Source organism: Arthrobacter crystallopoietes (assembly GCF_017603825.1).
GTDB classification, from domain to species: Bacteria; Actinomycetota; Actinomycetes; order Actinomycetales; family Micrococcaceae; genus Crystallibacter; species Crystallibacter crystallopoietes_B.
Map to the genome: position 1 here is coordinate 133,587 of NZ_CP072014.1, position 27,000 is coordinate 160,586.

The window sequence follows — 27,000 nt, forward strand, 5'->3', positions numbered from 1 at the left end:
ACCTGCTAGCGCGCCGGAACCGCTACAGGCTCCTCGCGTAGGTCCTTGCCCTTGGTCTCCGGGATGGTGAAGATGAACGCGACGCTGACCAGCAGCAGGGTCACCGTGTAGAACGCGAAGGCGTTGGGGCCGGCGTTGGCAGTCAGCCAGCTGTTCAGGTACGGGGCGGTACCGCCGAACAGTGCCACGCAGATGGAGTACGGAACACCGACGCCGATGGTGCGGATACTGGTGGGGAACAGTTCAGCGTAGACGGCCGGGACTATGGCGGCGCTGGCTGCGATGAAGATCAGCATGACGGACATGGAGACCACGAGCTGCCAAGGTGAGTCCTGCAGCAGCCAGGTCATCGGGAAATGCATGGTGGCCGCGCCGATGGAGCTAATCCACAGCACCGGCTTCCGGCCGATCTTGTCCGAGACCTTGCCCCAGATGGGCAGCGCGATCAGGAACACAATGTTGGCGATGACACCGGACCACAAGGCTGCGCCGCGGTCCATGCCCAGGCTGGTCGAGGCGTAGGTCGGCGCCACAATGCCCCAGGTGTAGTAGACAACGGTGAGCCCCACGGTCAGGCCGATGACCTGCAGTGCCTGCTTGCGGTAACGGATGATCTGCGGCCACATCGGCTCACGCTTTTCCTGCGTGGTCTCCTGCTCGAAGAGGTCGGTTTCCTTCATCCGGGTCCGCATGACCAGGCCATAGAGACCGAGTGCTGCGCCCAGCAGGAACGGGATGCGCCAGCCCCAGGCGAGCATCTGCTCGCTGCTGAGGACAAGGGTCAGCACGGCACCGAGCAGGATGCCAAAAAGGGTGCCCACCGTGCCGGAGGTGTAGATCAGGGTGGCCCAGAAGCCGCGCTTTTCCTTGGGCGCCATCTCCGAGAGATAGGTCTGCGAGGACGGAAGCTCGCCACCATGCGCCAGGCCCTGAATCAGCCTCGCGACCAGCAGGGTCACTGACGCGAGGGCGCCCATCGCCGCGTATGTCGGAGCGATGCCGATCAGCAGGCTGCCCACCGATGCCAAGGCCACCGCCAGGGTCATCGAGTACTTGCGGCCGATGCGGTCTCCCAACCAGCCGAAGACGAACCCGCCCAGCGGCCGGGCCAGGAAGCCCACGGCGAAGATCGCCAGGGTCGCCAGCACTGCGGAAGCCGGATCCTCATTGTTGAAGAGCTGGCCGGCGAAGAACGGGGCGAAGGTAGCGTAGATGGCCCAGTCGTACCATTCGATGGCGTTGCCGACGCCGGTGCCGAGGATGGTCCGGCGTGCGCTGACCACCGGCTGCGGCGGCAGGTGCTTGGCCGGGTGCCCGGGATGGGCCGGGTTGGTTTCAGCGTTCGTTGTCATGGGTGGCTCCTGGGGAAGGACGTTCGGGAAGGGATTTGGTTTGTCAGCATGTCAGCGGGGTAGAGCCGTGTCCGCCGGCACCGTGCACCGTCACGAAGAGCCCGTCCGAGGCCGACATCAGGATGTCCGGCTTTGGTGAAGAACCGGGCATTGGGCTCCAGTCCAGCCATCACATGCATTCCGAAAGCTGCGTCAGGGCGTTTGCCGGCTGCGTCCAGCACACCTTCGCGGATCATGACGCCTGCGCCGTCGCAGCCCTCTTCCCCCGGCTGGAACATAAGCACGACGTCGCCGGTCAGCTGGTGCCGGCGCTCGGCCAGGAGGGTGGCGGCGCCGGCGAGCATCGCGGTGTGCAGGTCGTGGCCGCAGGCATGCATGGCGCCGTCGACGCGGGAGCTGTAGTCCACGCCGGTGGCTTCCTGGACGGGCAGGCCATCGAGGGCTTCCAGAACCTTCTCCTGCGTGCGCGGCAGGTCCAAGCCGATCTCCGGCTCCTGATGCAGCCGGTGACGCAGCCGGACAATGTCATCCTGCAGTCCACGGGCATCCGCTGTGACGGTCATGTGTACTGACTCCTGACAAGAAAGTCATTTCAACCATTATTCGTGACCGCACTCACAATTCGCTAGAATCCCAGAAAACAACTTCCGGCGCCCCGGTACGTGGGCCGCGCATTGGCAGCGGTTGCGGGCCGACGGGCTGGCCTGGTTCACCGCGCACCTGCTACGCAGCGTTCACGCGTATGGTGTTGCCCCAACCGGCACAGATACCCGGCCTGGTCCGCTACCAAAGTGGAGTCTGCACCGCCCTGCACACCGGCGCGGATTCCTGGGAGCTGGATGCGCTCAGCCCGCAGCAGCGCGCCCGCTTCCGCAAAATCCAGCGGCCTCCGATGCGCGCCGCCAGCTCAACCGGGTGCTTGAGTCCGGAACGCCGGCCTTCCGCTGCGAGGTGGCACAGGATTATTCCGGCTTCCCGGTCAGCTGCCAATGGTTTGTGGACGTACCGCCGGACCAGTGGCTCTCTGCCGCGGGCGGCGCTGCGGCAAATCGGGCAACTGCGCCTGTGCGCCTCGACCACCGGAACCAGCAATTTCACGTTCATCACGTGGCTGCGCGCAGCCTCAGATGTCACGGACATCGAAGCGGATTTCCTCGCCGCAGTGCCGGGCGCGCGCATTGTGGAGAGTTCGCTGACCGTCAAATTCGTCAAGCGTGTGGGGTGGATGCTCAACACGGACACCACGGCGACGGGCGAAGTGGTGGTGCCGCGCCCACCGACCGGCTAAGTTGGGGCCGACTGGCTCAGGCCACCCGGCCGAGCCGCCGGGCCACGTCCGCAGCCGGTTCCGCCGTTGCGTCCGGAAAGCCGACGCCGGCCCACAACGACATGAGTTGCGCATCCTGCGCCTCGGCTGCCGCTACCCGGACGGCACGCGTGAGCTGGTTGACCTGCGGATAGACCGCCGGGGCGTACTTGCTGAACCCGCGGATGAAGTCATTCTCCAGCCCGCGGGCAAGCCGGCCGGAGAAGGCCCGGGTGAGTGCGGTTGAGCTGAAACGGGCGTCGATCAAGGCGTCCTTGTAGAACTTGGCGGCGCCGGATTCCGGCGTGCGCAGGAACGCGGTGCCGGCCTGCGCCGCCACAGCCCCCAGTTCCAGCGCCCGTCCAGTCTGAGCGGGGGAGCTGATTCCGCCGGCAGCCACCAGGGGAAGGCCGACGGCGGCACGTACCTCGGGCAGCAACGTTTCCAGGGTCTGGTCATTCGGCTCGGCGCGCACGTCGAAGGTCGACCGGTGTCCGCCCGCTTCCGCTGACTGGACTACCAGTACGTCGCACCCACGGGCCTCGGCCGCGCGGGCGTCCTCCGCGCCGGTCACCATGGCCCACACCGAAATGTCTGCCCGGTGCAGTTTGGCGACGGCCTCTTCCTCCGGCAGACCGAAGGTGAACGAGACGACCGCCGGCCGGGCTTCAACCAACAGCTCCAGTTTGCCGGCGTAGTCGTCGGTGTCCTGCCAGTCCGGCTCCGGCACGGCGGTCTCCAGGAACTCGGCGAGCCGGTGCCGGTAGGCTTCAACGGCCTCGACGTCTTCGGCGGCCGGTTCCGCTGCGGTGTTGGCGGGCACAAAGAGGTTCACGCCGAACGGCCTGTCCGTCAGCGCGCGCAGGTGCGCGATCTCCTCGTCAACCTTGCCCCGCGCCTTCAGTGCCCCGGCCAGGAAACCCAGCCCGCCGGCGTCGTTCACTGCCGCGGCCAAGGCAGGGGTGGACGGCCCTCCCGCCATCGGAGCGGCGACGACGGGCAATTCAAGTTCGGCTGGAGTCCACATAACCGAAGACTACCTAACCGCCGGCCGCCGCCACATCTTCGCGCACCAGTTCGGCGTTGACCGAGACGGCCACCCGGTAGGCATCCCCGGCGGCGGCAATGAGCTGGGCGGACGGATCGTTTGCGTTGCCCACTGCCCAGACCCCCTCGATGTCCGTCTTGCCGATTCCGTCCGTGGTGATGCAGCCGTCCTCCGCACGGCCGCAGCCCACTGACGATATGATCGCGGAATCGACCGCGGCCTCAGGTTCAACGAACAGGGTCTGGCAGTCGACGCGCTGCCCGTCCGCCAATTCAAGCGCGGCCAGGGCATCGTCTTCAACGACCAGCCCCTTCACCTCCCCCGGCACAATCGCCACGTGCCGGGCAGCGAGCCGCCGTCGCTGGACGTCATCAGGCTCCCCTGAGATGTGCGTGAACAGCGTGACCTGCGGCGACCATTGGCGGACCAGCAGGGCCTGTTCGAAGGAAGTATCGCCGGTGGCGAGCACCCCGAGCTTGCGGTCGCGGACCTCCCACCCATGGCAGTAGGGACACTGCAGCAGGTCCCTGCCCCACCGCTCGTCGGCACCGGCCAACTCCGGGAGTACGTCGCGCAGCCCGGTGGCCAGAATGAGATGCCGCCCGCTCACCCGGCTGCCGTCGCGGAGCACCGCGACACGAGCTTCGGTGACGTCCACCACAGTTGCTTCGATCAGGTCAACGCCGTAACCGCGGACCTCCTCGCGCGCCAGCCGGAGCAGCTCCGCCGGGGCGGTCCCGTCCCGGGTGAGAAAACCGTGGGCATGCGAGGCCAACTGGTTGCGCGGAGTGCCGGAATCCACCACGGCTACCTTGCGTCGCGCGCGGCCGAGCACCAGCGCTGCGCTCAGGCCGGCGACACCACCGCCGATGATGACGACGTCGTACTCCTGTTTTTGCACTGGGGTCATGGACCAGTTTTACCGTTCCGGCCGCGGGCTTGACAGTGGTTCGAGCGAATTGGACAGGATTCTGTGCCGGCCGCCGGTGCCGGCCTTCTTCCGTCCAGCCCTCGACCAACCGGCCGGGGCTGGCTACGTTGGAAGCATGGCTATTGATGACGAGGTACAACGGAACCGGACCCGGCTTCTGGCCATTGTGAGCGGGCAGGTCCAGGGGGTGGGCTTCCGCTATTGGGCGCGGGAACAAGCCGAGCAGCTTGACCTGCATGGTGCAGCCATGAACCAGCCCGACGGCTCCGTCAAAATCGTCGCCGAGGGCACGAAGGAAGCGGTCGAGGATTTTCTGGCGCGGCTGGACTCGGGCGACAGCCCCGGGCTGATCCGGAATGTCGATGCCACCTATGCACGCGCCACCGGAGAGTTCACGCGCTTCGGGGTCGGTTAACCGGATGCTCTAGTACTTCAGTTTGGGCTTGTGACGCGCTGAAAGCGCTGACGTTTACGGCAGGCTCACGCAGGCCAACAGGTCGCCGTCGGCGTCCAACCCGCCGATGTCCCCCATCGTGGGGTGATAGTACTCGAACCAAGTCTGGGCTGCAACATGAGTGTCGAAGTCAGAACAGTTCACGCTCCGTGCAGGCGCCGGGGAAGGGGCGGCACCCGGTGCGGCCTTATCCGCTGCAGGCACGGGCATTCGTGCGGGCTCCTCGGCCGCCGGGGCCTTATCCGCCCGCGGCTCCGCTGGCGCGAGAGGTTCCTCCACGAGGGTTGAATCGGCGGCAGCCTCATCCGGGCAGTCGGCGAGGATCCGTTCCATCGCGTCGTGTTCTGCCATCGTCACCCACAGCGAGTAGGCGGCCTTGACCGAGATCTGACGGGAGACGTACGCGCACCGGAAGGACTTGTTCTGCGGCAGCCAGGTGGCCGCGTCGCCGTCGGACTTCTGGCTGTTCATCCGCTGCGTCGTCGCCAACAGGTTCAGCGGGTCGTTCGCCAGCAAGGTGCGCTGCTCAAGCGTCAGCTGCTGCGCACCCTTCTGCCAGGCATCGCTGAGGGCCACCACGTGGTCCACGGGGACCAGCGCACTGGTTTCCTGGCCCCGGGTGAATTCCACCGTCCGGCCCGAGTACGGGTCCTGCAGCACGCCGCTGATGACGCGGCAGGATTCGTTACTGCGGAAGCTAAGCGCGCTGAGGTCACGCGCCAGGATGTCGTTCCGGGTGTCGCAGCCGTTGCGGTCCACGTCCGCCCAGGCCTGCCCGAATTCGTCGCGGTCATACCCGGTCTTCGGCGCGCGGCCCTTGATCGGCAGGGTTTCCAGCAGCGCAAGTGCCGCGACGTCTGGCTTCTGCCGGTCCTCTGGCTTGGCCGGTTCCGGTTCGGAGCTTTCCAGCGCAGGAGCGTTGTCCGTTGCCGGCGCGGGGTCCGGTGCTGCCGGTGACTCAGAAAACGACGACGGCGACGGCACCGCCACTGCCGGCGTTTGGCTAGGCACCGGGCTGCTTTGGCCCCTGCTTTCCTCCGCGTCCGCAGACGTTCCAGCGATCAGCCAGACAACCAGCAGCACAATGATCAGACAGCCGGCAGCAATGAACCGCCGGTGTGGCCTCACGGCCGCTTGCTTCTCCCCCAAAGGAACACTTCCCCCAACTCAAACCGATCTTCCCCTACACAGTACAGCGCAGTCCCGACAGTCTTCGTGACCCCAGCCTGACTCCTTCGGGTGCAATCAGCCGCCGCCCGCTCCCGCGCGGCAGGCGCGCGGTTAGACTCGGATCAAGCACTATCAGCACAAAACCCTGAGGACGCATATGACCGAGCCATCGAACACGTCCCGGCGCGCCGCCGTCGTGCTTAATCCCATCAAGCCGACAACCGTGGACATCCGGGACCTGGTATCAAAAATCAGTGCGGACGAGGGGTGGGACGAGCCGCTCTGGCTGGAAACCACCAAGGAAGACCCGGGCCATGGCATGGCCCAGCAAGCCCTGGACGGCGGCGTGGACCTGGTGATCGCCGCCGGTGGCGACGGAACGGTTCGCTGCGTGGCCGAAGAACTCGCCGGCACGGATACGCCGCTGGGGCTGCTGCCCTTGGGAACCGGCAACCTGCTTGCCCGCAATCTGGATCTCGACGTCGATGATCCCGAAGGCTCCATCCGGGTCGCCCTGACCGGCACGGAACGCCGTCTTGACGTCGTCCACGTGACCGTCGACCGGGCCATGGAGGCACACGTCTTCCTGGTCATGGCCGGCCTGGGCTTCGACGCGGCGATGATGGGCGACACCCGCGACGACCTCAAGGACAAGGTCGGCTGGCTGGCCTATGTCGACGCCGGAATCCGCAATCTGCCTGGCAAGCCGCAGCGGACCAAGATCACCATCGACGGCGGAAAACCAATCGGCCGCCGGCTCCGCAGTGTCATGGGAGGCAATTGCGGCAAGATCATGGGCGGGCTGGAAATCTTCCCCGGGGCCAAGATCGACGACGGGCTGCTGGAAATCATGACCGTGGCACCGCACGGAACGTTCGGCTGGCTTGGGGTGGTCGCCGGGTTGCTCCGCCGCGGCAAGGGCAAGGACCCTTCGATCGAGTATTTCCAGTGCAAGTCCGCAGTGATTGAAACGCAGGAGCCGCAGGACATCGAGATCGACGGCGACTATCTGGGCAAGGGCACGCACATCGCCATGCGCGTTGAACCCAACTCTTTGCGTGTGCGGATGCCGTACGGCAAGAAGGATCCTGCCATCCTGACCAGCCCGGAGCCCTAAGCGTCCCCGACGGGCTCCAGACGCGGACGGTACTCTTCGAGCAGTCGGAGGCCCATCTTCCGCGCCCGGCTGGCCGCCTGCCGGTCCCCTTCGGCGGCCAGGATGATGGAGCCCTTCATCAACAGATGCCATGAGTTGGAAAACGCTTCGGTCTCGACCAGCCCCGCCTCATCGGCCCAACGCCGCAACTGGCCGCGGATCTTGCCCAGATACTCAACGCAGGCCTGGCCCAGCGGATGGCCGGCGCCCATTTCCAGCAGCACGTTCACGAAGGAACAGGCTTCAAAATCCTCGCGCTGGAACCACTCGTCGAAGACGTCGAAAACGGCCAGCAGGCGCTGCTCCGCGGTGTCCCCTCTGTGCATCGCTTCGGCCACCACGTAGCCCGTGGTCCACACCTGGTCCCTGCGTTCCAGGAACGCCAGCGCCAGGTCGTCCTTGGAGGGGAAATGGCGGTAGAAGGTCGCTTTGGCGACGCCGGATTCGCGAATCAGCTCATCAACCCCGACGTCCCGGATGCCGCGCCGCGAAAACAGTTCGTAGGCGGCAGCGAGAATCCGTTCCTTTGGATCAAGGCGAACCACGACGGGTGCCCCGGTTTCGGCACGACCATCAGCTTCGATCCGTAGTGTCATGGAACACATTGTAGCCGGTAGACAGACTTGTCTTTCTTTCCAGCACGCAATATGAAAGACTGACCTTGCAGCGCGCGGCTTGCCGCCTGAACCCCCAACCGGGCGCCCCGCGCGTAAGCCCTCGGCGGAGACCCCCAACTTCTGCCGAGGGCTCTCTGCTTTAACCGGCGAGTAATTGCGGTTGCAGGAACCAGCGTTGCCAGCCGGCACGGGCGGATGCTTGTCATGCCACCGGCGGGAAGAGGACCATGTAAGTAGGGCTTCCGGAGGGAGGCCTTGCCGAATCCAATCCATTTCCGTAGACGCTGATGAATGAACAGAAAAGGAAAGTGTCATGCCCGAGTTCATGGATGTGCATCACAACATGGTCGGCATCACCGCCGAGGCCCTCAAGGAGGCCCATAACGCGGACCTTGCCATTCAGGATGAAGAAAAGGTGGAATTTAAGAAGGCATGGGCCGATCCGGAGAGCGGGGTTGTCTACTGCCTCTCCGAAGCACCGTCAGCCGAGGCCGTCCAGCGTATCCACGAGCGCGCCGGCCATCCCGCCGACGAAGTGCATGCAGTACCGCTCGTCGTCTGAAGCCCTCGCGGGACGAATTCAGCAGAGGAACCGCTCCCACCGTGGGAACGGTTCCTCTACGTTTATCACTTTTCCAATGGCCCCGCGGCCTACGCCTTGACGGCCAGCACCGGGCACTCTGCCTGAAGCAGGATCCGTTGCGCGGTGCTGCCCATGATCAGCTTGCCCACCGGAGTCCGCTTGCGCAGCCCGATCACGATCAAGTCCGCCCGGTGCGTCTCCGCCGCATCGAGCACCTCGTCCGCGGCATCGTGGCCGCCCACCGGCTGGAGCAGAGTGTGCTCCACGCCGGAGGCTGCGAGGCGGCCCTCCAGTTCCTTGGCGGCATCGGACTGGACAAACCGCTGGTCAACGAAGACATCGCCACGCGTTGAGTTCACCACTACCAGCGGCGCCTCGGCCGTGGATGCCTCGCGGATGGCCCGTTCCAGGGCGGCTTCGCCTTCCGGCGTGGGGATGTACCCGACTACGATGCTCACGATTTCTCCCGTTCATGTTTGATTTCTTCGGCACGGTGCCGGGCCTCGGTTCCGTCGGAAATGCCACTGGCTTCGTCGGGTCCTTGTCCGGTGGGGTCGCCGTCCCTGTTGCTATCCGGTCGTACTCGGTCGCCGTCGCGCTGAGAGACGGTTGCCGTACCGGCCACGACGCCGTCGTTGTCGGCAGCAGTTTCGCCCACGCCCAGCGGAACATTTCCGGCGAGGACCGACTGCGGCCGGCGCTTGCGAATAACCTTCAGGACCAGCGGCGCAAGCAGGACCAGCGCCACGATGATGTAAACAACGACGGCGACGGGCTCGCTCCACAGGCCGGAGATGTTTCCGGCGCTCAGCTGCAGCGTGGTGCGCAGCGATTCCTCGGCGCGCGGGCCGAGGATGAGCCCGATGACAAGAGGCAGCACCGGCAGTCCGTAGCGGCGCATCGCAAAGCCGAGCAGGCCGAGCAGCAGCAGGATCACCAGGTCGAATGCCTGCAGGTTGACTGCGTAGGCGCCCAACGTGGCGAAGAACAGGATGCCGGCATAGAGGTAGGGACGCGGCAGCTGCAGCAGCTTGGCCCAAACCGGTGCCAGCGGCAGGTTGATCAGCAGCAGCAGAGTGTTGCCGATGAACAGGCTGGCGATCAGCGCCCACACCAGCTGCGGCTCGCTGTCGAACAACAGCGGTCCGGGCTGGATACCGAACTGGATGAAGGCGGCCAGCATGACGGCGGCGGTCGCGTTCGTCGGCAGGCCCAGCGCCAGCATCGGGGTCAGTGTACCGGCCGCCGAGGCATTGTTGGCAGCCTCGGGACCGGCAACGCCCTCGATGGCGCCGTGGCCGAACTCCTCCGGATGCTTGGAGAGCTTCTTCTCTGTCACATAGGACAGGAACGTGGGGATTTCGGCACCGCCGGCCGGCAGGGCGCCGAACGGGAAGCCGTAAGCAGTGCCGCGCAGCCACGGCTTCCAAGACCGCTTCCAGTCCTTTTTACCCATCCAGGGCCGGCCCACGGGTATGGTCTGCATCGGCTTGCGGCGCAGGTGCGCGGCGATCCAGAGGGCTTCACCGACCGCGAAGATGGCGACGGCGACAACCACGATGTCCAGCCCGTCCACCAGCAGCGGCTGGCCAAAGACGAGGCGCTGCTGCCCGGTAACCGGGTCTGCACCGACCAGCCCGATGGCCAGGCCGATGCCGAGGGCGGAGAAACCGCGCAGCTTGGAACCGCCGAGCACGGCGGTCACAGCGATGAGCGCCAGGACGATAATGGCCAGGTAGCTGGGGTCGCCGAGGCTGACGGCGAAGTCCACCACGAACGGGGCGAACGCCACCAGCAGCGCGGTGCCGATGGTGCCGGCTACGAAGGAGCCGATGGCGGCGGTGGCCAGGGCCTGCGCCGCCCGCCCGGACTTGGCCATCTTGTGGCCTTCAATGGCGGTGATCACCGTGGACGACTCGCCCGGGGTGTTCAACAGAATGGAGGTGGTGGAGCCGCCGTACATGCCGCCGTAGTAGATGCCGGCGAACATGATGAACGCACTGGTCGGTTCCAGCGAGTAGGTCACCGGGAGCAGCAGGGCCACGGCCATGGCCGGCCCGATGCCCGGCAGCACGCCGACCGCGGTACCCAGCAGCACACCGATAAAGGCGTACAGCAGGTTCATGGGCGTGGCCGCCGTCGAGAATCCCTGCATCAGCAGGTCGAATGTCTCCATTTAGAGCACTCCTTCCAACAGTCCGGCCGGCAGTGCGATGCCCAGGCCGAGGTAGAACCCGTAGAAGGTACCCAGAGCCATGACCAGCGAGATAATGCCGTCGCGGATATAACGGCGGCTGCCCAGGGCCCAGACGCTGCCCCAGAAGAGCAGGGTTCCGGAGATGACCCAGCCGACGGTGTCGATGATGGCAATGTTGAGCACGAAGGCGCCCAGCAGCGGCACTACGGTACGCCAGTCGGTGGGATGGGTCAGATCCACGTCTTCGCCGCCCTCGGCCTCGCCCTGGCCGCCACGCAGAATGTTGATGGCCAGCAGTACGGCACAAACCAGCAGGAGCGCCCCGACGATGTAGGGCAGGGTCTTCGGGCCGACCGGGTCGGCTTGGGAATACGGGACGTTCAGGGACAGCGCGTCCAGGATGACGATCAGGCCGACCGCCCCGAGCAGGGCAGCGATGCCCAGCTCGGAGCGGCCTTTCAGCCGGGAAGCCAGCTGTTTCACGCAAGCCCCAGTTCAGTCAGGACATTGGCCACGCGCTCGTCCTGTTCCTTGAGGAAGGAGGCGAACTCCTCGCCGGTGGCGAAGGCGTCGGTCCACCCGTTGGTCTCGAGGGCCTGCTGCCACTCGGGGGTGCCGTGCATCTTCTCCAGGGCGTCAATCCACTTCTGCTTGTCTTCCTCGCTGGCCTCCGGCGGGGCGACGATGCCGCGCCAGTTGCTGAAGACCAGATCGATGTTGGATTCCTGCAGGGTGGGGGCATCGACGCCTTCGAGGCGCTCTTCGCCGCTGGTGGCCAGGACGCGGATCTCGCCGCTCTTGATCTGATCGATGTATTCACCTGCACCGGAAGCGGCGAAGCCGAGCTTGTTGCCGAGGATGGCCGGGAGCAGGTCGCCGCCGCCGTCGTAGGACACGAAGTTCACGTCCTTCGGGTCGATGCCGACAGTCTGCGCGAGCTGCATCGGCAGCAGGTGGTCCGGACCGCCCGGCGAGGAGCCGCCGCCCACGCTGACCTTGGACGGATCTTCCTTCCACGCCTTCACCAGATCATCGATGGTCTTGTAGGGGGAATCCTTGGAGACCATGATGGCGCCCGGCTCCTGGATCAGGCGGGCCAGCGGCGTGGTTTCGGTCAGCTTCGCCTCGGACTCGTTGGTGTAGCTCGCGCCCACCACGCCCAGGCCCATGAGCATGGCCAGGTCGCCGTTGCCCTTTTCATTGACCACGCGGGCCAGGCCCACGGTACCGCCGGCACCGGCCAGGTTGAATACCTCGATGTTGGAGGCGATGTCCGTCTCCTCCATGACCTTGGCGGCCACGCGGGCGGTGGTGTCGTAACCGCCGCCCGGTGTGTTCGGGACCATGATCCGCAGGTCGCTGATCGGGCCCTCGGCAGCGGCCGAGGTGCCGGCCGCGTCGCTGCCGCTGCTGGACCCGGTGACACCGCAGCCCGAGGCTGCAAGTGCAATGCCTGCCGCCACGGCGGCCAGGCGGAATGCGTTGAATCGACGCATGGGAATCCTCTTCTCATCAGGAGTACGAATAAGTCCACGGTATGGCCGGCCGTGATGCCCGTCACTCTTGTGTTCTCAAAGAAAGTTGTGTTCATTGTGGTCACGCTCACATGCCGGAAATCGGCTGGATAATGGGTATAGTTCACCCGATCAAGCCGGGGACATGGACCGGTTCCGAGGTGGAAAGGACCCAAGTGCTCAAGCACGCCGGCCGGCAAGCAAAACGGCGCCGACGCATCACCCTGGCCGGACAGTATCTGGTCCTGCAGCTGCTGATTGTGCTGGCAGTGCTGGTCGGTGTCATTGCCATCTCCCTGGCCCAGTCTGCTCAGGCTTTTGAACGCGTTGAGGGACGCCGTGCGCTCTCCGCCGCCGAAACCCTCGCGGCCATGCCTGCCGTCCGCTCGCTCCTGCCCGATGCCGAACCGCGGCTGGGGGCCGCACTGCCGGCGGTGGCCGAATCCGTGCGGACCGTCTCCGGTTCCACATTCGCCATCCTGGCCAGGCCGGACCGCACTATCATCACCTCCCCCGACCCGTCCCAGTTGGGCCAACCGCTGCCGCTGGGCGAGAGCAGCGTCCTGTCCGGCCGGGCTTGGACCGGCGAGGTCAACATGGACGGCACCACATCACTGGTGGCACATGTTCCGGTGATCGACGACAGAGGCCAAACGGTGGGAATTGCCGCGGTCGGACGTAAATACCCCTCCACCTGGGAGCGCCTGGGCGAGGCCGTTCCCAACCTGCTCACCTACCTGGGCGTCTCGCTCGCCCTCGGCACCGCCGGCTCCCTGCTGCTGGCGCGCCGTGTCAAACGCCAGACCCTCAACCTGGAACCGGAGGAGATAGCCGGACTGGTGGAGCACCGCGAGGCCATGCTGCACGGCGTGAAAGAGGGCGTCATCGCACTGGACCCGCAGCAGCGGATCACCCTGACCAATGACAGTGCGCGCCGGCTCCTTGGCCTCCCGCTGGACTGCGTTGGCCGCAGCCTCGACGAACTGGACCTGATGCCCCAGCTTCGCGAGGTGCTGACCCGTGACCAGGCGGACGCTGACCGGCTGGTCCTGGTCGGCGAGCGCGTGGTGGTCTTCAACCGCATGCCGATGCGCTCCCGCGGCAGGGTGATCGGTTCCGTCACCACCCTGCGCGACCGCACCGAACTCTCCTCGCTGGAGAAGGAACTCGGCGCCACCCGTACCACCACGGACACCCTGCGCGCGCAGACCCACGAGTTCGCCAACCAGCTGCACACCATCTCCGGCCTGATCCAGCTCGGCGAGTATGACGAAGTGGTCAACTTTGTCGACGGCGTCAGCCTCAGCCGCACCCGGCTTTACGATGACGTCACCAGCCGCGTCCAGGATCCGGCGGTGGCAGCCCTCCTGATCGCCAAGGCCAGCCTTGCTGCCGAGCGCAACGTTGCGCTCGACCTGGTCCAAGGTTCCAGCCTGGGACGGGCTGACGATGAGCTGTCCCGGGATCTGACTACCGTCGTCGGCAATTTGGTGGATAACGCCCTCGACGCTGTCGCCGGCACGCCCGCCGCTAGCGTCCGGATCCTCCTCGAGGACAAGGCCGATCAGGTTCTGGTCATGGTGAAGGACTCCGGCCCGGGCGTGGCGGTGCAGTCCTTGGAGAACATCTTCACGCAGGGCTTCACCACCAAAACATCACAGAACGACGGCGGACGCGGCTTCGGCCTCGCGCTCACCCGGCTAGTATGTCTGAGGCGGAACGGCGAAGTGAGCGTCCACAATGACGACGGCGCCGTGTTCACCGCCCGCCTCGGAAAGCGGAGCTCACAGTCATGATCAAGGTACTCATTGTCGACGACGACTTCATGGTCGCGAAGGTCCACGCCGGCTTCGTCCGGCAAACGCCCGGTTTCGCCGTCGTCGGCGTCGCCCACACCGGCGCCGAGGCGCTGGTCGAGGCCGAACGGCTCCAGCCCGATCTGGTCCTGCTGGACATCCACCTGCCCGACATCAGCGGGCTGGACCTGCTGCAGCAACTTCGTGAAGCGGTCCCCGAGCTTGACGTGCTGGTGATCAGCGCCGCCCGCGAGGTAGACACCGTGCGCCGGGCGCTGCGCGGCGGCATTGTCCATTACCTGATGAAGCCGTTCTCCAACGAGGACCTGCGCGAGCGGCTCGAACACTACCAGCAGGCTTACCGCCCGCTCGCCTCATCCAGGAGCACCGCCGAGCAGGCGGACGTGAACCGGGTCTTCGGCGTGAGCCGGACCGAGCGGCCGCTGCCCAAGGGGTGCAGCGTCGAGACCCTGCGTCTGGTCGAACAGCTCCTGCGGGACACCGGAACCGACCTTTCGGCCAGCGAAGCCGCGGACCGGCTGGGCACGTCCCGGGTCAGCGCCCGGCGTTACCTGGAGTACCTCAGCGACGACGGGCGCGTGGAAGTCCAGCTCCGCTACGGCGGGGTTGGCCGGCCCGAACGCCGCTACGTCTGGCGGTCCTGAGTAGTACACTTTCGGCCATGACGAGTACGAACACGGTCTTCGGCTGGGCTTTCGGCGACGGCGCCCGAGCCGACGACAAGGATTACCTGGCCAGGCTCCGACAGGATTCCCTGGAGAACGCGCGGCAGGAAGCCGCCCGGAAGGGAGTGGATGTGGTTCCGGATTCGGCCGACTTCACGCTGGTCTCGGACGAGGATTCACTGATCGATCTGGGTGAAGCCGGGCAAAACCGGATTGTCATGCGCTGCACGGTCGACGTGACGGGCCCGGGTGCCGGACAGCTGCGGGCCGAGGGGCCGATGAACGGCTGAGACGCCTGCGTCCGGAGGATCCGGCCGCGGATGTCCGAGATAACGGCAGAAAAAGACAGCCGTTCCCCACGCAACCGCCAGGATGGACAGCCCAACGCTGTCCACGGAACCCGCGCTGGCGGGATAGAGAAGCCAGGTGGCTCCCAGCACCACCGCACAGATCCAGCAGCTGGTGCCGAGCAGGGTGCGGCCCGGGGCCCAGAAGGTCATGACCAGAACGGCCAGCGACAGATACAGGCCCAGCGCGGCCTGCACAGGCCAGTGTGTCAGCCCCCAGGTGATATCGTCCTCGATGCCCGGCGTTTGCGAGAGTTCCACCGCCGTTGCCGCGTAGGCCCACCAGAACGGAACCCCCACCAGGGCAAGCAGGAGCAGTGGCCCGCTGGGATCCAGCGCCGACGTCGTGCGCCGGCGCTGAGGTTGGCGGTAGGTGTTGTCGTGGCTGCTGGCGGAGGTACTTCTTCTGGCGCGCCGCCCGGCGATGGAACTGATGACGGCCATGGGGATGAGAATCGCTGCCACTACCAGCGGCGATGTGTCATGTGTGAAGATCCAGGCCAGCAGCAATGCCGCCACGGTGGTCCAGAGCTGGACCAGGGCAGGTGCCGGTTCCTGCGGACGGACCGCAATGACCAGGAATGCGCCGCTGATGACAAACGTGAAGAGCACGCCCCAACTGGCTTCCAGCCCCATTACGGCGGCGAAGCCTTCGTTGGCACTGAAGACCGTCAGCAGATCGACGATCCCGAAGAACGCCACCGCCCAGAACAGAACTGCCAACCCCGCCCAGATACGGGCACCGGCGACCATAGACAAAAGTCTACCGCCGCCGGTGCGTCCGGTGGAGAGCTACTTGACGTTGGCCTTCAGGCAGGAAACCGCGCGCTCCCAGGCCAGCTTCGCTTCCTCGGGCCGGTAGTTGCCCTGCGGGTTTTCGTCGTTGTGGAAGGCATGCGGGGCGTCGTAGTAGAAGAACTCGACCTTGGCCCCGGACTCGCGGCGGATCTGCTCTTCCTGCGCCCGCGCCTTCTCAGCCGGGTAGGACGAGTCCTGCTCCCCGTAGTGCCCCTGCACAACGGCACGGACTCCGGTATAAGAGTCCGGCACAGCCTGTCCCACGCCGTAAAACGGAACGGCGGCACCGATCCGCTCGCCCTGCTGCGCGGCGAGCGCCAGGACAAATCCCCCGCCCATGCAAAAGCCGATGGCGCCCACCGTTGAGCTGGTCACAGCCTCGCTGGCTAGCAGGTAATCCACGGCACCGGCGAGCAGGCGGGCGCCCTCTTCCTCCGGCAGCTTGGACATCATCTTGCCGGCTTCCTTGCCATCGTGCGTGATCCAGCCGCCGTAGAGGTCGGGAGCCAGCGCGACGAAGCCTTCGGCGGCGAGCCGGTCCGCCACGTCGCGGATGTGGTCCGTCAGGCCCCACCACTCCTGGATAACGATGACTCCCGGCCCCTGGCCGGACTCGGGCAGGGCCAGATAGCCATGGGCTTCTCCGCCTGCCGATGCAAAGCTGACGTTCTGGTGCGGGGTCTTCTCAGCCAAACTTCCTCCTGGTGTCGCATTCATCGAAATTTCGGATAGTGGATCCACGGTCCAGTGTAGATGTCACCGCATGGGGTTCCGCGGGTTCAGTTTCGGCCAGCAGCCTTAAGGAAGTCCTCAACCATGGGCGCTCCTGTGACGGCACCCAGGTCTCCGTCCTCCACAAACACCGCCACTGCCAGGTCGCCCTGCCCCGCGATCACCCACGAGTGGGTCTGCAGCGGGTCCTCGCTGCCGTATTCGGCCGTGCCGGTCTTGCCGATCACCGGCTCCCCCGGCAGATCGGCAAGGTTGGTCAGATAACCATCAACGACGGCGGAGCGCATCATGCCGGTCAACTGGTCCGCTTCCTCCTTGGTGAGTTTCGGGACGTCAGGCAGCTCCGCCTCGGCGTCGTGCCCCTTGACCAGCTGCGGGACAACAACCTCCCCCTTGACCACGGAGGCCATCACGGTGGTCAAGGCTAGCGGTGAGGTCTGGACGCGGCTCTGGCCGATCATGGATGCGGCATGGGCCGTTCCCTCGGTGTCCTCGCGGGGAACGTTGCCCATGAACGCTTCCAAGCCAAGGTTGGCGTTCATTCCAATGCCGAGCGCCCCGGCGGCGTCGGCCAGCTCATCCTGGGGCAGGTTCTCATACTGGGAGACGAACGCGGTATTGCAGGAATGGGCAATGGCTTCCGTCAGCGTGATCTCACCCAGGAACGCTGCCGGGTAGCCGTCGGCATTTTCGAAGGTGCGCCCATCGGCGACGAATTCCGCCTCGCACGTGACGGAGGATTCCGGCGTCATGCCTTGGCGAAGCAGCCCCAGGGCGGTGGCGATCTTGAACGTGGATCCGGGCGCGTACTGGCCCAGGAAGGCTGTGTTGTAACCCTTGCTGTCCGGACCGTTGGCAGCGGCGAGGATCTCTCCGGTGGACGGGCGCATGGCCACGATGGAACTGGGCGATTCGATGTCCGCCAGCACTTCCTCCGCCGCCCGCTGCATGTCCGGCTCCAGGCTGATCTGGACGTCCTGCCCGTTCTGGGGCTCAATGCTGAACAGCTCCCGCGGCGCCTCAGGTTCCGCTTCGGGGGCGCCTTCGCCGTCGTTCTTCTCAGCGGCCGCGACGGCGGAAATGGTCAGGCCCGGCGTGCCGGACAGGCCATCGTTGTAGGCGGCCTGCAGCCCGGAAGTGCCTACCATCTCGCCCTGGACGATCTTGCCCTCGGATTTTTCAATGTCCTCCGCCGTGGCCACACGCACAGTGCCCAGCATCGCCGCCGCGAAGTCGCGCGAGGGCGCCAGCGGCAGCTCATCTTCGACGGCGGCCGAACCCTCAATGGAGTCCAGCCGGTTTTGGTCCAGATCCTCGAAGGCGGCCTCGCGGAGGGTGATGGCATCCACGAAGGCCTCCGGCCCATAGGCCTCGACCTTCGACTGGTAGTCGCCGGCGTCGATGTCCACCAGCTCGGCCAGCTGCTCCGCGGAGGCCTTGGCCTCGGCCGCACTCAGCCCGGACTTGTCGATGCCGACCACCCGGACCGGCCGCTCCGTCACCAAGGGCTCGCCGCCTGCGTCAAGAATGTCGCCACGCTCAGGTTCTGCTGTGGTCTTCGCCAGCCGCTCGCCTTCCGCCAGGGACGGTTCCACGATGGTTGGTGACCACACGATCTGCCAACTGTCGTCCGCGTGGGCGAGCTCCGCCGTCGTTGTGTAGGTCCACTTCTGCTCGGAGTCCGGGATGGCCCATTCATAGGACAGCGTAGCGGTAGTGCGGTTGTCCTGGACCTCGCCCACCTCGGCCACGGAGACCTTCGGCACCAGCGGATCCATGCCTTCCAGAACGCCAGCCAGTTCCGTTTGGACATCCGCCCCGGTGGTGCCGGAGAAGGCGATGCTCTCCACGTTCTTTGCGCTCAGGCCCTCCGCGAGTGCGGCGGCGGTACTCTGCGCCTCGTCTTTGCTCGGGGCGCAGGCGACCGCCGTGCCGACCAGCAGTAGTGCCATAACTGTTCCGAGTGCGCGCCGCAGCATGTTCCCCCTGTTATCTGATGACCTTTAGCGAACTTATAAGCGCGCGGCGGATATGTCGAGTGCCCCGGGAAGTTATGGGGATCCTGCGGATTACGGGCGGGGTTGGCGGTTGGTGCTGAACTTTGCGCGTTGAGTTACTAAGCTGGCTGAGTAATGTCACCGGGTGTGGCCATCCGACCGAAGGGAACCAGCCATGACTGAACAGAATCTCCCCGACCCTGACCTCAATATCCAGGGGGAAGACCCTGTCATCCCCGACGAGGGCGTGGATGCCGTCCCGCCGGAACTGGTGGAAGGCGGTATCGACACCGAGGAAGAGGGCACGGTGGATGAAACCGTGTCGGACGAAATGGACAGCTATGACCGGACCGGAGGCGACAAGGGCGCGCCCTTGAGCGAATTCGATCCCGGAAATTCCGAGCAGTAGCCGGCACAGGAAGGCCCAGCCAATGATTCGTGACGAAAAGATCGGCGGATTCCTCGACCGTCTTGCCTCCGGCGAACCCACGCCGGGAGGCGGTGCGGCCGGGGCGCTGCAGGCTGCTCAAGGGGCGGCATTGCTGTCCATGGCGGCGAACTTCACCACCGGCCCCGAGTACACCGAGCATGCTGAGCCCACCGCGCGGATCCTTGCTGCTGCCCGGGATCTGATTCCGGCTGCATTGGAACTGGCGGACGCGGACGAAGAGTCCTTCCACACGGTGGCGGATGCCTACGGACTCCCGGACGGGACGGATGAGGAATCAGAGACCCGGACCCGCACTGTGCAGGAATCGCTGGCACAGGCCGCCGAGCCACCACGCAAACTGGTCGAACTCGCCGGAGAGATCCTTCGGCTGGGGCAGGAACTGGCCGCCTTTTCCAATCCCAACGTGCTCAGCGACATCGGAGCCGCCGCTGAGGCTGCCCGCGCCGCCGCTTCCTCCGGCCGCGTGACGCTGGAGATCAACATCGCCGACATTAAAGACCAGCAAACCCTGGCGGCGTTGCAGCCCGCCGTGGCCGAAGCGGGGCGGATAATCAACGGCTGCGAGGAGCTCTCAGCCCGCATCCGGCATATGATCAACGGTCGCGGCGACCACTGATCGCTGCCGGTCTAACCGTGCGGGTACTCCGCTGACCGGCCCTGGAAGGCAAGAATGGCAGGATTGCGGATCACGCCGTCGCGAATCTCAATGGCGCGATTGATGACCGCGTCCTCATCCCAGTTCGAGGGACCAGCCATGACGGTGCCGAGGAACGGCAGGACCGCCTGGCTGATCTCCCACGTGGCCGAGTTCCACAGATAGGACGGGCTATGGTCGACACCGTAGTAGTTGATGTGGTCCCCGACTTCGAACATCGGCGAGGTGAACGTCGTCGGACGCGCCCAGCTGAATCCCATGCCCTCGTCGCAGGAGACGTCCACAATCAGGCTCCCCGGCCGGAAGGCGTCCAGGTCCTCGGTCCGCAGATACGTCACCGGCGCGTTGGGATCCTGCAGAGTGCAGTTGACGACGATGTCGTTCTCGGCCAGGAACGGTGCCAGCGGCATCCGGCCCCGCGGCGTGATCGCGTGGCTCAGGAACGGCGCACTCTGATCCTGATCGAACTGGACGATATCAACCGAGTGGATCGGCGAGCCGACAGCGGCGACACTGCGGCTGGTGAGCACCTGCACGCCGTGCACGCCGTGGGCATTGAGGGCGGTGACAGCGCCGCGGGCCGTGGCGCCGAATCCAATTACGACGGCGCGCAGCCGGCGTCCGTAGTCGCCGGTAGCCCCGGTCAGCTGAAGCGCATGAAGGACCGAGCTGTAACCGGCCAGTTCGTTGTTCTTATGGAAAACGTGCAGGCCGAACCCACCATCGCTGGTCCAGTGGTTCATCGCTTCATAGGCGATGAGCGTCAGGCGTTTGTCGATGGCGAGCTGGGTGACGGCGCGGTCCTGAACGCAGTGCGGCCAGCCCCACAAGATCTGGCCATCACGCAGTTCGGCGAGATCCTCGGGTTGGGGTTTCGGCAACATGACCACGTCGGATGACTCTATGAGCTCAGAGCGCGAGGTGATTCGGCCTACCAGCAGCTTCAGCTGCGCATCGGCGATGCCGAACTGCTCGCCGTAGCCGTGCTCCAAGGTAATTCTGCTTCTGAGGGCAGGGTCAATCTGCTCAAAGTGAAGCGGATGGATCGGCAGTCGACGCTCATCGGGCTTGCGGGTGGTGGACGGGATTCCCAGGCTTAGCTGGCTCACAGCGCTCAGTTTTTCTTGGCCTTGGTGAGCTTTTCCAGTTCGGATGCAGCGGCGGCGCCGGCTTTCTTGTCAGTGCGCTTCTGCTTGATCGATGTGGCGGGCTTTTTGGACATGGACTGTCGCGGGGACTTGTCTGCCATTGGGGTTTCCTTAATTGGAGCCGCAATGGCTCCGAGGCTCTGAGACTACACCACGCTTTTCAGCCTTAAACATTGATCGATTCACTCGGGGAGCGGAGGTTCCCGAAGGGCCGATGGCGGTCCCGGGAACCGGGGTGGCGCTTGAACTGCCCCGTAATCCGCCGTGACCGGCCATTGCGAATCGGCTACGGCAAGGCCCTCAGGGGAGGCTGAAACCGGACTTCCAGCCCCGATTTGAAGTACTTCTGAAATATGCAATGACGGTTCGGAATCAGTCTGCACAGACCGGGATCAAAAGGGTGGATCCGGTCATATTCTGAGAGCATCATTCGTGCAATTTGAAAGGCTCTCAGCCATGAAAAAACTGCATGCGTGGCTCGCGGTCATTATGTTGATCGTTGGACTGGGACTTGTCGCACCCAGCGCGGCCACTGCAGCACCTTACTGCGGCATCTCTTGGGGATCACTCGCTAAAACGTCTTCGGCCACGACCTATGGGCACCTGACCAACGTCCGGGCAGGCAAGCACGCCTGCTTCGACCGCCTGGTGTTCGACATCAAGGGCAAGCGCGCCGGATACGACGTCCGCTACGCCTCGGTCTACACCGAAGGCAAGGGGGACCGGGTTCCGCTGCGCGGCACCGATCTGCGCATCATTGTCAAAGCCCCTGCATATAGCAACGGCAAGGCAACCTACAATCCGCGCAACAAGGCCAACATCGTCAATGTCCAGGACTTCCGGACCTTCCGCCAGGTAGCGTGGGCCGGCAGTTTCGAGGGCCAGACGACCATCGGGCTGGGCGTCCGGTCACGGTTGCCGTTCCGGGCCTTCACGCTCAATGGCCCGGGCTCTCAGACAAGGCTGGTGATCGACGTCGCCCACCGTTGGTAGGCACTAGAGAAACTGTTCAATCCCGGCAACACGGCGGCGGTGTCCCCGCAGGTGGCTATGCAAGGCGCATGGTTCACCTGACGGGGACACCGTCGTTCCTGCTGCCAGGCAGCCGTGACACATTTCGGAATATTGGCTCTGCCCGCCGGCGTTGTACGTGCTACCGTTCAGCGTTCCCGGCCATTCGCCGGCAGCGCAACCGACATCTTCTCAAAGGGGTCCCACCATGATTCGTCGCCGACTCTCCTTGCTTGGCGCCTCCGCCGCGATCGCCCTCGCCGTTGTCGGTTGCGGTTCTTCCACGCCGGCCGAACCCGGTGCAACGTCTGCGGACGCCGGGCCCACCACACTGCAGGAAATCCAGGATGCCGGCGTCATCACGGTCGGCACCGAGGGAACCTACAAGCCCTTCTCCTTCCACGAGAACGGCGCCGGGGAGCTCACCGGTTTCGACGTCGAAATCATCACCGCCGTGGCCGGCAAGCTCGGCGTGGAAGCCCAGTTCGAAGAGACCCAGTGGGACGCGATTTTCGCGGGCCTGGAAGCCGGCCGGTTCGACGTGATCGCCAACCAGGTGTCCATCAACGAGGAACGCCAGGCCAAGTACGACTTTTCCGACCCCTACACGGTGAGCACGGGCGTGCTCGTGACGACGGCGGACAACTCCGAGATCACCTCCTTCGAAGACCTCAAGGGCAAGACGACGGCGCAGTCCCTCACCAGCAACTGGTACACGCTGGCACAGGAATCCGGCGCGAATGTGGAAGCGGTTGAAGGCTGGGCCCAGTCCGTGACGCTGCTCGAGCAGGGCCGGGTGGATGGGACCATTAATGACAAGCTGACCTACCTGGACTACCAGAAGACCAGCAACAACGAGAACATCAAGATCGCTGCCGAAACCGAGGAAGAGTCCCTGAGCGCGTTGGCGTTCAAGAAGGGCAGCACCGAGCTGGTCGACGCGGTGAACACCGCCCTCGAGGAACTGCGAGCCGAGGGCAAGCTGGCGGAAATCTCCGAGAAGTACTTCGGCGAGGACGTTACGCAATAACGACGGCGGCGCCGGTCCAGGCGTTAGCCTAACCGTATGGACATTGATTGGGACCTCGTTGCCAGTTCGTTCTGGCCGATGGTTCAAGGCGGCATCCGGGGAACCATTCCGCTCTCCTTGGCTTCCTTCTTCCTGGGCCTGGTCCTCGCGCTGATCGTCGCCCTGATGCGGCTTAGCGGCAACAAGATCATTTCAGCGATCGCCCGCGGGTACGTGTCCCTTATCCGCGGCACGCCCTTGCTGGTGCAGCTGTTCGTGATCTTCTACGGTCTGCCCTCCATCGGTGTGGTCATTGATCCGTGGCCCAGCGCCATCATCGCGTTCTCGCTCAACGTCGGAGGCTACGCAGCGGAGATCATCCGGGCCGCCATTCTGTCCGTGCCGAAAGGCCAGTGGGAGGCCGGGCACACCATCGGCATGTCGCCGGTGACCACATTGCACCGGATCATCCTTCCGCAGGCCGCGCGCGTGTCCGTCCCGCCGCTGTCCAACACGTTCATCTCGCTCGTGAAGGACACCTCTCTGGCCTCGCTGATCCTGGTGACCGAGCTGTTCCGCCAGGCGCAGGAGATCGCAGCCTTCAGCCAGGAATTCATGGTGCTCTATGTCGAAGCCGCCGTGATCTATTGGGTTTTCTGCCTGATCCTCTCCAGCGGGCAGTCACAACTGGAAAAGAGGCTGGACCGCTATGTCGCCCACTGACCCCCTGGCCCCGGGCGGGACAGTACCTACGCACGAGCCGGTACTGACCGTATCCGGCCTGCGCAAGTCCTTCGGCGCAAACCACGTGCTCAAGTCCATCGATCTGTCTGTCCGGCAGGGCGAGGTGCTGGCGCTCATCGGACCGTCCGGTTCCGGCAAGACCACGGTCCTGCGCTGCCTGAACGGCCTGGAAGCGCCCGACGGCGGAGTGGTCGCCTTCCGCGGTATCCGCCCGGTGGATTTCGCCTCGCCGGTGTCCAAGAAACAGCTCGCCTCCCTGCGGGACCAAAGCGCGATGGTCTTCCAGCATTACAACCTCTTTCCGCATAAAACGGTGCTGGAAAATGTGATCGAAGGTCCCGTCCAGGTGCAGAAGCGGCGCAAGTCCGAGGCCGCCAGCGAGGCGTCAAGCCTGCTGGAAAGGGTGGGGCTGGCGGACAAGAAGGACCAGTACCCGCACGAGCTTTCCGGCGGCCAGCAGCAGCGGGTCGGCATTGTCCGCGCGCTGGCGCTGAAACCCTCGCTCCTGCTCTTCGACGAGCCAACCTCGGCGCTGGATCCAGAACTGGTCGGCGATGTACTCCACGTGATCAAGGAACTGGCCGAGGAAGGCTGGACCATGGCTCTGGTCACTCACGAACTCGCTTTTGCGCGCGAGGTAGCCAGTGAAGTGGTCTTCATGGACGGGGGTGTGGTGGTGGAACGCGGCCACCCGGACCAGGTGCTGCGGAACCCGCAGGAAGAGCGCACCCAACAGTTCGTGCACCGGCTGCTCAACCCGTTCTAAGTCGCCTGCTGCTCCTCAGGGCAGGCTGCTTGAGGCCGGACGGCAGGGTTATTTGCCGAGGCCCTCTTTGTCCACCTTGCGGTGGAAACGCATGCCGGCGAGGCCGCCCAGAATAGCCCCTGCCAGCGTCACGACCGCGACCGCCAGCAACGTGATGAGTGCGCTGATAGTCATCTGGTCCGATTCCATCGGGATGCGCGGAAAGGCGTTCATGTTCCCCATGACGTTAAACTGACTGCCCGCCACAGCCCCCGCCACAGCGATGATAATTGCGATGACCAAGGCCCAGATCCAGACTGCGATGCCCTGCTTCATGCCGTTGAACCGTGCCATCCGTCCGGCGACGTAACCTCCGCAGTAGTAGGCAATGAAAAGAATCACAGCCAAGACTATGGCTCCCACGATTCCTGCTGTCGCCGCATCCTGCGCCGCTGCATCCCCTGCCTCATCCGGGCTCAGACCAATATTCGCCCCGATCGCGGCACCGACAGCGCTGACCAAGGCGATCAACAGTACCGCTGCCCCGGTGGCCGTCAACCACCCGAAGAATGCCGAGCCGATCTTGACACCGCCGTACTTCTCCCTTTCACGGCCGACGACCGTGCTCCTGTCCACGGGCCTGTCGGTGAAGTCGGGTTCCCGCCCATTGGCACGGCGTCCGCTGTCCGCCGCTTCGCGGGACGGAGCACCGCTGTCCGCCCGGTCATAGCCGGGACCCGTCGCTTCGTGTCTTGCATTCATGATGACGATTCCTTCCACCCGCTGCTACACCGGGGTGCCCGAAAATGCACCGCATGACGACTCGGATAGTAAGTAGTCTTATTGGTTAAGTGAATCACCGCCTATACCACCGCGCAAGAGCGGTGAAAACCCCTAGACCGTGCGGCTGGCTAGCTATCGTGGAAAAAACAGCTAGAATCGTTGTCGATTCCAACTAAGTAATATCTGAGCCACATTCTGTCATGCTTCGTCTCACTGGCAGAGTGGGCACACCTGGCTTCGGCAGTTCCCCGCAGCCCGGAACCAGGTTCCCGGAGAGTTCCGGCACCCTCGGCCCCCAACCGAGGAACCGGGACTCAAAAACGCCCCGCAGCAGCGGGGGGACGAAAGATTGACTCAGCACTATGACCTCATTGACACATAAGAAGATCACCGCCACCTCTGTGGACGAAGCAGACAACCTGCTCGACGCGGTTGTGGACGAACTCCAGCAACTGGCCGGCCAAGATGGCGTTCACGGCATTCTGGTTACCAAAACCGGTCCCGGCCAGTTCACGGTTGAGTTGAGCGAAGAGGTGCCGTTCGGCGTGACCGAGGAAGCGATCGCCTAGTCCGCTCCAACAGGAGATGGACCGCCAGCCCTACCAGCAGCGCCCAGAACGCGGCACCGATACCGGCGAAGCCAACGCCCGAGGCTGCAATCACGAAAGTGACCAGCGCTGCCTCCCGTCCACCAGCGTCGGAAATCATCGCGGAAACCGAGGAGCCGAGCACGCCAAGTAAAGCCAGGGCGGCTATCGTTTCCATGATCCCGTCCGGACCGAGCACCACCAGCGCCGCCACCCCCGTACTCAGCAGGCCGAACACCAGATAGGTGACGCCTGCCATCCGGGCTGCCCGCCAGCGCCGGGACGGGTCGGAATGCACTTCGTCATTCGCGGCCAGGGCGCCGGAGATCGCGGCCAGATTTACGGAGTGCCCGCCGAATGGTGCCGCGAGCAAGGTCAGCGCACCGGTCAGCACCATCGAGAACCGCCACGGGACCCGGTAGCCGAAACTACGCATAACCACCACACCGGGCACGTTCTGCGATGCCATTGTGACAATGAACAGCGGTACGGCGAGTGCGGCGGCGGGCAGCAGTTCCAGCGACGGAGCCGCCAGGCTGACCTGGGGCAGCAGGTCCTCCCAGCGCAGATTTCGCATGCCGGGGCTGGCCGCGATTACCGCGAAACCCACCAGCACGACGGCGGGGGTGGCCCACTTGCTCCACCAGCGCATGCCTAGCACCCAGACCAGCACGAGAGGCAGGAGCAGCCCCGGGTTCGCACCGGCGAGCCCTACCGCATCGAGGCAGATGGACAGGATGATGCCCGCCAGCATGCCCGAGGCCACGCCCGGTGGAATCAGTTCGATCAACTTTCCCAGGGGACGGATGACTCCGGCGAGGACCACCAGGACGCCCACCATTGCAAAGGCCGCGACCGCCGTCGGCCATCCGCCGGGAAGGACCCCGGTCGAAGCCAGCAGCGCAGCTCCCGGTGTTGACCAGGCCAGGGTCAGCGGTATCCGGTAACGCTGGGCCAGGATCAGCATCCCGATCCCTTGTAAGACGCATAGCGCCAACAGGCCGGAAGCAGCTTGGGCCGGTGTAGCCCCGACCCCGCGCAGCCCGGTCAGCACCACGGCAAAGGAACTGGTAAAACCGACGACGGCGGTAACGATGCCGGCGGACAGTGTTCCATTATGCGCGAGCACCGGCGCTGGTTGTCCTGCAACCTCAGGTTCATCTTGTTTGCTGGCCACAGCCAG

30 protein-coding genes and 1 pseudogene are annotated in these 27,000 nt (G+C 65.0%); 14 read left to right on the forward strand and 17 right to left on the reverse strand.

The window, feature by feature from the left end; all coding sequences use genetic code 11:
- Window positions 1–5: 5 nt before the first annotated feature.
- Together J5251_RS00700 and J5251_RS00705 are read right to left on the reverse strand one after the other, a co-directional pair.
- Window positions 6–1,352, reverse strand: a complete 1,347-nt coding sequence (locus J5251_RS00700) for an MFS transporter (RefSeq protein WP_208574960.1) — start codon at window positions 1,350–1,352, stop codon at window positions 6–8.
- A gap of 55 nt (window positions 1,353–1,407) precedes the next feature.
- Window positions 1,408–1,915 (reverse strand): annotated as a pseudogene (locus J5251_RS00705) (M20 metallopeptidase family protein); the annotation flags it as partial.
- Between the two features lie 179 nt (window positions 1,916–2,094).
- On the opposite strand from J5251_RS00705, the gene J5251_RS00710 reads away from it, so the two are divergent.
- Window positions 2,095–2,640 (forward strand): hypothetical protein, encoded by a 546-nt coding sequence (locus J5251_RS00710; RefSeq protein WP_208574961.1) that lies wholly within the window; start codon window positions 2,095–2,097, stop codon window positions 2,638–2,640.
- 16 nt (window positions 2,641–2,656) lie between these two features.
- Here J5251_RS00710 and J5251_RS00715 read toward each other — a convergent pair whose 3' ends face one another.
- Window positions 2,657–3,685, reverse strand: a complete 1,029-nt coding sequence (locus J5251_RS00715) for an NAD(P)H-dependent flavin oxidoreductase (RefSeq protein ID WP_208574962.1) — start codon at window positions 3,683–3,685, stop codon at window positions 2,657–2,659.
- Between the two features lie 13 nt (window positions 3,686–3,698).
- A complete protein-coding gene (locus J5251_RS00720) occupies window positions 3,699–4,616 on the reverse strand; it encodes an NAD(P)/FAD-dependent oxidoreductase (protein ID WP_208574963.1) in 918 nt (305 codons plus the stop codon).
- On the opposite strand from J5251_RS00720, the gene J5251_RS00725 reads away from it, so the two are divergent.
- Window positions 4,615–5,052 carry an acylphosphatase gene (locus J5251_RS00725; RefSeq protein WP_244250744.1) on the forward strand — a complete coding sequence of 146 codons (438 nt, stop codon included), beginning with the start codon at window positions 4,615–4,617 and terminating at the stop codon, window positions 5,050–5,052. The genes J5251_RS00720 and J5251_RS00725 overlap by 2 nt on opposite strands.
- A 54-nt stretch (window positions 5,053–5,106) precedes the next feature.
- Here the strand turns inward: J5251_RS00725 and J5251_RS00730 are convergent, their stop codons facing one another.
- Entirely contained in the window at window positions 5,107–6,219 is a 1,113-nt protein-coding gene (locus tag J5251_RS00730) for an HNH endonuclease family protein (protein ID WP_244250745.1), read from the reverse strand.
- Between the two features lie 199 nt (window positions 6,220–6,418).
- On the opposite strand from J5251_RS00730, the gene J5251_RS00735 reads away from it, so the two are divergent.
- Entirely contained in the window at window positions 6,419–7,378 is a 960-nt protein-coding gene (locus tag J5251_RS00735) for a diacylglycerol/lipid kinase family protein (RefSeq protein WP_208574964.1), read from the forward strand.
- Here the strand turns inward: J5251_RS00735 and J5251_RS00740 are convergent.
- On the reverse strand, window positions 7,375–8,013 hold the full coding sequence (locus J5251_RS00740; RefSeq protein ID WP_208574965.1) for a TetR/AcrR family transcriptional regulator: 639 nt from the start codon (window positions 8,011–8,013) through the stop codon (window positions 7,375–7,377). The two genes, J5251_RS00735 and J5251_RS00740, sit on opposite strands and share 4 nt — an antisense overlap.
- A 334-nt stretch (window positions 8,014–8,347) precedes the next feature.
- On the opposite strand from J5251_RS00740, the gene J5251_RS00745 reads away from it, so the two are divergent.
- Entirely contained in the window at window positions 8,348–8,596 is a 249-nt protein-coding gene (locus J5251_RS00745; protein WP_074700955.1) for an SCO4226 family nickel-binding protein, read from the forward strand.
- Between the two features lie 89 nt (window positions 8,597–8,685).
- Here J5251_RS00745 and J5251_RS00750 read toward each other — a convergent pair whose 3' ends face one another.
- The 4 genes from J5251_RS00750 to J5251_RS00765 are packed head-to-tail and all read right to left on the reverse strand — an operon-like array spanning window position 8,686 to window position 12,310.
- Complete coding sequence (locus J5251_RS00750) at window positions 8,686–9,075, reverse strand: universal stress protein (RefSeq protein ID WP_139004405.1); 390 nt, start codon at window positions 9,073–9,075, stop codon at window positions 8,686–8,688.
- Entirely contained in the window at window positions 9,072–10,793 is a 1,722-nt protein-coding gene (locus J5251_RS00755; RefSeq protein WP_139004404.1) for a tripartite tricarboxylate transporter permease, read from the reverse strand. The genes J5251_RS00750 and J5251_RS00755 overlap by 4 nt, the downstream gene beginning before the upstream one ends.
- Window positions 10,794–11,297 carry a tripartite tricarboxylate transporter TctB family protein gene (locus tag J5251_RS00760; RefSeq protein ID WP_139004403.1) on the reverse strand — a complete coding sequence of 168 codons (504 nt, stop codon included), beginning with the start codon at window positions 11,295–11,297 and terminating at the stop codon, window positions 10,794–10,796.
- Window positions 11,294–12,310 (reverse strand): Bug family tripartite tricarboxylate transporter substrate binding protein, encoded by a 1,017-nt coding sequence (locus J5251_RS00765; protein WP_139004402.1) that lies wholly within the window; start codon window positions 12,308–12,310, stop codon window positions 11,294–11,296. Before J5251_RS00765 ends, J5251_RS00760 begins: the two co-directional genes overlap by 4 nt.
- A gap of 236 nt (window positions 12,311–12,546) precedes the next feature.
- Between J5251_RS00765 and J5251_RS00770 the strand changes: the two genes are divergently transcribed.
- The 3 genes from J5251_RS00770 to J5251_RS00780 are packed head-to-tail and all read left to right on the forward strand — an operon-like array spanning window position 12,547 to window position 15,100.
- Window positions 12,547–14,124, forward strand: coding sequence for a sensor histidine kinase (locus J5251_RS00770; RefSeq protein ID WP_139004631.1), 1,578 nt, complete (start codon window positions 12,547–12,549; stop codon window positions 14,122–14,124).
- Window positions 14,121–14,789: a response regulator gene (locus J5251_RS00775; protein ID WP_208574966.1), complete on the forward strand. Its 669-nt coding sequence runs from the start codon at window positions 14,121–14,123 to the stop codon at window positions 14,787–14,789. The genes J5251_RS00770 and J5251_RS00775 overlap by 4 nt, the downstream gene beginning before the upstream one ends.
- Before the next feature lie 17 nt (window positions 14,790–14,806).
- Window positions 14,807–15,100: a hypothetical protein gene (locus J5251_RS00780; RefSeq protein WP_074700949.1), complete on the forward strand. Its 294-nt coding sequence runs from the start codon at window positions 14,807–14,809 to the stop codon at window positions 15,098–15,100.
- On the opposite strand, the gene J5251_RS00785 is transcribed toward J5251_RS00780, so the two are convergent.
- The 3 genes from J5251_RS00785 to J5251_RS00795 form a co-directional block, all read right to left on the reverse strand.
- A complete protein-coding gene (locus J5251_RS00785; protein WP_139004400.1) occupies window positions 14,987–15,910 on the reverse strand; it encodes a hypothetical protein in 924 nt (307 codons plus the stop codon). The two genes, J5251_RS00780 and J5251_RS00785, sit on opposite strands and share 114 nt — an antisense overlap.
- 39 nt (window positions 15,911–15,949) lie before the next feature.
- Window positions 15,950–16,648, reverse strand: a complete 699-nt coding sequence (locus J5251_RS00790) for a dienelactone hydrolase family protein (RefSeq protein WP_240792980.1) — start codon at window positions 16,646–16,648, stop codon at window positions 15,950–15,952.
- A gap of 86 nt (window positions 16,649–16,734) precedes the next feature.
- Complete coding sequence (locus J5251_RS00795) at window positions 16,735–18,639, reverse strand: penicillin-binding transpeptidase domain-containing protein (RefSeq protein ID WP_171059292.1); 1,905 nt, start codon at window positions 18,637–18,639, stop codon at window positions 16,735–16,737.
- A gap of 220 nt (window positions 18,640–18,859) precedes the next feature.
- On the opposite strand from J5251_RS00795, the gene J5251_RS00800 reads away from it, so the two are divergent.
- A complete protein-coding gene (locus J5251_RS00800; protein ID WP_139004397.1) occupies window positions 18,860–19,093 on the forward strand; it encodes a hypothetical protein in 234 nt (77 codons plus the stop codon).
- Between the two features lie 22 nt (window positions 19,094–19,115).
- Window positions 19,116–19,751 (forward strand): cyclodeaminase/cyclohydrolase family protein, encoded by a 636-nt coding sequence (locus J5251_RS00805; RefSeq protein WP_139004396.1) that lies wholly within the window; start codon window positions 19,116–19,118, stop codon window positions 19,749–19,751.
- Between the two features lie 11 nt (window positions 19,752–19,762).
- On the opposite strand, the gene J5251_RS00810 is transcribed toward J5251_RS00805, so the two are convergent.
- Both J5251_RS00810 and J5251_RS20440 read right to left on the reverse strand, forming a co-directional pair.
- On the reverse strand, window positions 19,763–20,908 hold the full coding sequence (locus tag J5251_RS00810) for a N(5)-(carboxyethyl)ornithine synthase (RefSeq protein ID WP_139004395.1): 1,146 nt from the start codon (window positions 20,906–20,908) through the stop codon (window positions 19,763–19,765).
- On the reverse strand, window positions 20,905–21,039 hold the full coding sequence (locus J5251_RS20440; protein WP_276608379.1) for a hypothetical protein: 135 nt from the start codon (window positions 21,037–21,039) through the stop codon (window positions 20,905–20,907). The genes J5251_RS00810 and J5251_RS20440 overlap by 4 nt, the downstream gene beginning before the upstream one ends.
- A 355-nt stretch (window positions 21,040–21,394) precedes the next feature.
- Here J5251_RS20440 and J5251_RS00815 point away from each other — a divergent pair, with 355 nt between their 5' ends.
- From J5251_RS00815 to J5251_RS00830, 4 genes are all read left to right on the forward strand, one after another.
- Entirely contained in the window at window positions 21,395–21,931 is a 537-nt protein-coding gene (locus tag J5251_RS00815; RefSeq protein WP_139004394.1) for an AMIN-like domain-containing (lipo)protein, read from the forward strand.
- 226 nt (window positions 21,932–22,157) lie between these two features.
- Window positions 22,158–22,979: an amino acid ABC transporter substrate-binding protein gene (locus J5251_RS00820; protein ID WP_139004393.1), complete on the forward strand. Its 822-nt coding sequence runs from the start codon at window positions 22,158–22,160 to the stop codon at window positions 22,977–22,979.
- Between the two features lie 42 nt (window positions 22,980–23,021).
- Entirely contained in the window at window positions 23,022–23,681 is a 660-nt protein-coding gene (locus J5251_RS00825) for an amino acid ABC transporter permease (RefSeq protein WP_139004630.1), read from the forward strand.
- Window positions 23,668–24,468: an amino acid ABC transporter ATP-binding protein gene (locus tag J5251_RS00830; protein ID WP_139004392.1), complete on the forward strand. Its 801-nt coding sequence runs from the start codon at window positions 23,668–23,670 to the stop codon at window positions 24,466–24,468. The genes J5251_RS00825 and J5251_RS00830 overlap by 14 nt, the downstream gene beginning before the upstream one ends.
- 48 nt (window positions 24,469–24,516) lie before the next feature.
- Here the strand turns inward: J5251_RS00830 and J5251_RS00835 are convergent, their stop codons facing one another.
- The gene (locus J5251_RS00835) at window positions 24,517–25,209 is read right to left on the reverse strand and encodes a hypothetical protein (protein ID WP_139004391.1); all 693 of its coding nucleotides are present in this window, start codon (window positions 25,207–25,209) and stop codon (window positions 24,517–24,519) included.
- Between the two features lie 383 nt (window positions 25,210–25,592).
- Here J5251_RS00835 and J5251_RS00840 point away from each other — a divergent pair, with 383 nt between their 5' ends.
- A complete protein-coding gene (locus J5251_RS00840) occupies window positions 25,593–25,799 on the forward strand; it encodes a hypothetical protein (protein ID WP_139004390.1) in 207 nt (68 codons plus the stop codon).
- Here the strand turns inward: J5251_RS00840 and J5251_RS00845 are convergent.
- Window positions 25,741–26,994 carry a benzoate/H(+) symporter BenE family transporter gene (locus J5251_RS00845; protein WP_244250746.1) on the reverse strand — a complete coding sequence of 418 codons (1,254 nt, stop codon included), beginning with the start codon at window positions 26,992–26,994 and terminating at the stop codon, window positions 25,741–25,743. The two genes, J5251_RS00840 and J5251_RS00845, sit on opposite strands and share 59 nt — an antisense overlap.
- Between the last annotated feature and the right edge of the window lie 6 nt (window positions 26,995–27,000).

Coding starts and splice junctions, on each gene's coding strand:
- J5251_RS00700 (WP_208574960.1), bottom strand. CDS start 1,352: ATGACAACGAACGCTGAAACCAACCCGGCCCATCCCGGGCACCCGGCC.
- J5251_RS00710 (WP_208574961.1), top strand. CDS start 2,095: ATGGTGTTGCCCCAACCGGCACAGATACCCGGCCTGGTCCGCTACCAA.
- J5251_RS00715 (WP_208574962.1), bottom strand. CDS start 3,685: ATGTGGACTCCAGCCGAACTTGAATTGCCCGTCGTCGCCGCTCCGATG.
- J5251_RS00725 (WP_244250744.1), top strand. CDS start 4,615: ATGGACCAGTTTTACCGTTCCGGCCGCGGGCTTGACAGTGGTTCGAGC.
- J5251_RS00720 (WP_208574963.1), bottom strand. CDS start 4,616: ATGACCCCAGTGCAAAAACAGGAGTACGACGTCGTCATCATCGGCGGT.
- J5251_RS00735 (WP_208574964.1), top strand. CDS start 6,419: ATGACCGAGCCATCGAACACGTCCCGGCGCGCCGCCGTCGTGCTTAAT.
- J5251_RS00740 (WP_208574965.1), bottom strand. CDS start 8,013: ATGACACTACGGATCGAAGCTGATGGTCGTGCCGAAACCGGGGCACCC.
- J5251_RS00745 (WP_074700955.1), top strand. CDS start 8,348: ATGCCCGAGTTCATGGATGTGCATCACAACATGGTCGGCATCACCGCC.
- J5251_RS00755 (WP_139004404.1), bottom strand. CDS start 10,793: ATGGAGACATTCGACCTGCTGATGCAGGGATTCTCGACGGCGGCCACG.
- J5251_RS00765 (WP_139004402.1), bottom strand. CDS start 12,310: ATGCGTCGATTCAACGCATTCCGCCTGGCCGCCGTGGCGGCAGGCATT.
- J5251_RS00775 (WP_208574966.1), top strand. CDS start 14,121: ATGATCAAGGTACTCATTGTCGACGACGACTTCATGGTCGCGAAGGTC.
- J5251_RS00780 (WP_074700949.1), top strand. CDS start 14,807: ATGACGAGTACGAACACGGTCTTCGGCTGGGCTTTCGGCGACGGCGCC.
- J5251_RS00785 (WP_139004400.1), bottom strand. CDS start 15,910: ATGGTCGCCGGTGCCCGTATCTGGGCGGGGTTGGCAGTTCTGTTCTGG.
- J5251_RS00795 (WP_171059292.1), bottom strand. CDS start 18,639: ATGGCACTACTGCTGGTCGGCACGGCGGTCGCCTGCGCCCCGAGCAAA.
- J5251_RS00800 (WP_139004397.1), top strand. CDS start 18,860: ATGACTGAACAGAATCTCCCCGACCCTGACCTCAATATCCAGGGGGAA.
- J5251_RS00805 (WP_139004396.1), top strand. CDS start 19,116: ATGATTCGTGACGAAAAGATCGGCGGATTCCTCGACCGTCTTGCCTCC.
- J5251_RS20440 (WP_276608379.1), bottom strand. CDS start 21,039: ATGGCAGACAAGTCCCCGCGACAGTCCATGTCCAAAAAGCCCGCCACA.
- J5251_RS00815 (WP_139004394.1), top strand. CDS start 21,395: ATGAAAAAACTGCATGCGTGGCTCGCGGTCATTATGTTGATCGTTGGA.
- J5251_RS00820 (WP_139004393.1), top strand. CDS start 22,158: ATGATTCGTCGCCGACTCTCCTTGCTTGGCGCCTCCGCCGCGATCGCC.
- J5251_RS00830 (WP_139004392.1), top strand. CDS start 23,668: ATGTCGCCCACTGACCCCCTGGCCCCGGGCGGGACAGTACCTACGCAC.
- J5251_RS00835 (WP_139004391.1), bottom strand. CDS start 25,209: ATGAATGCAAGACACGAAGCGACGGGTCCCGGCTATGACCGGGCGGAC.
- J5251_RS00840 (WP_139004390.1), top strand. CDS start 25,593: ATGACCTCATTGACACATAAGAAGATCACCGCCACCTCTGTGGACGAA.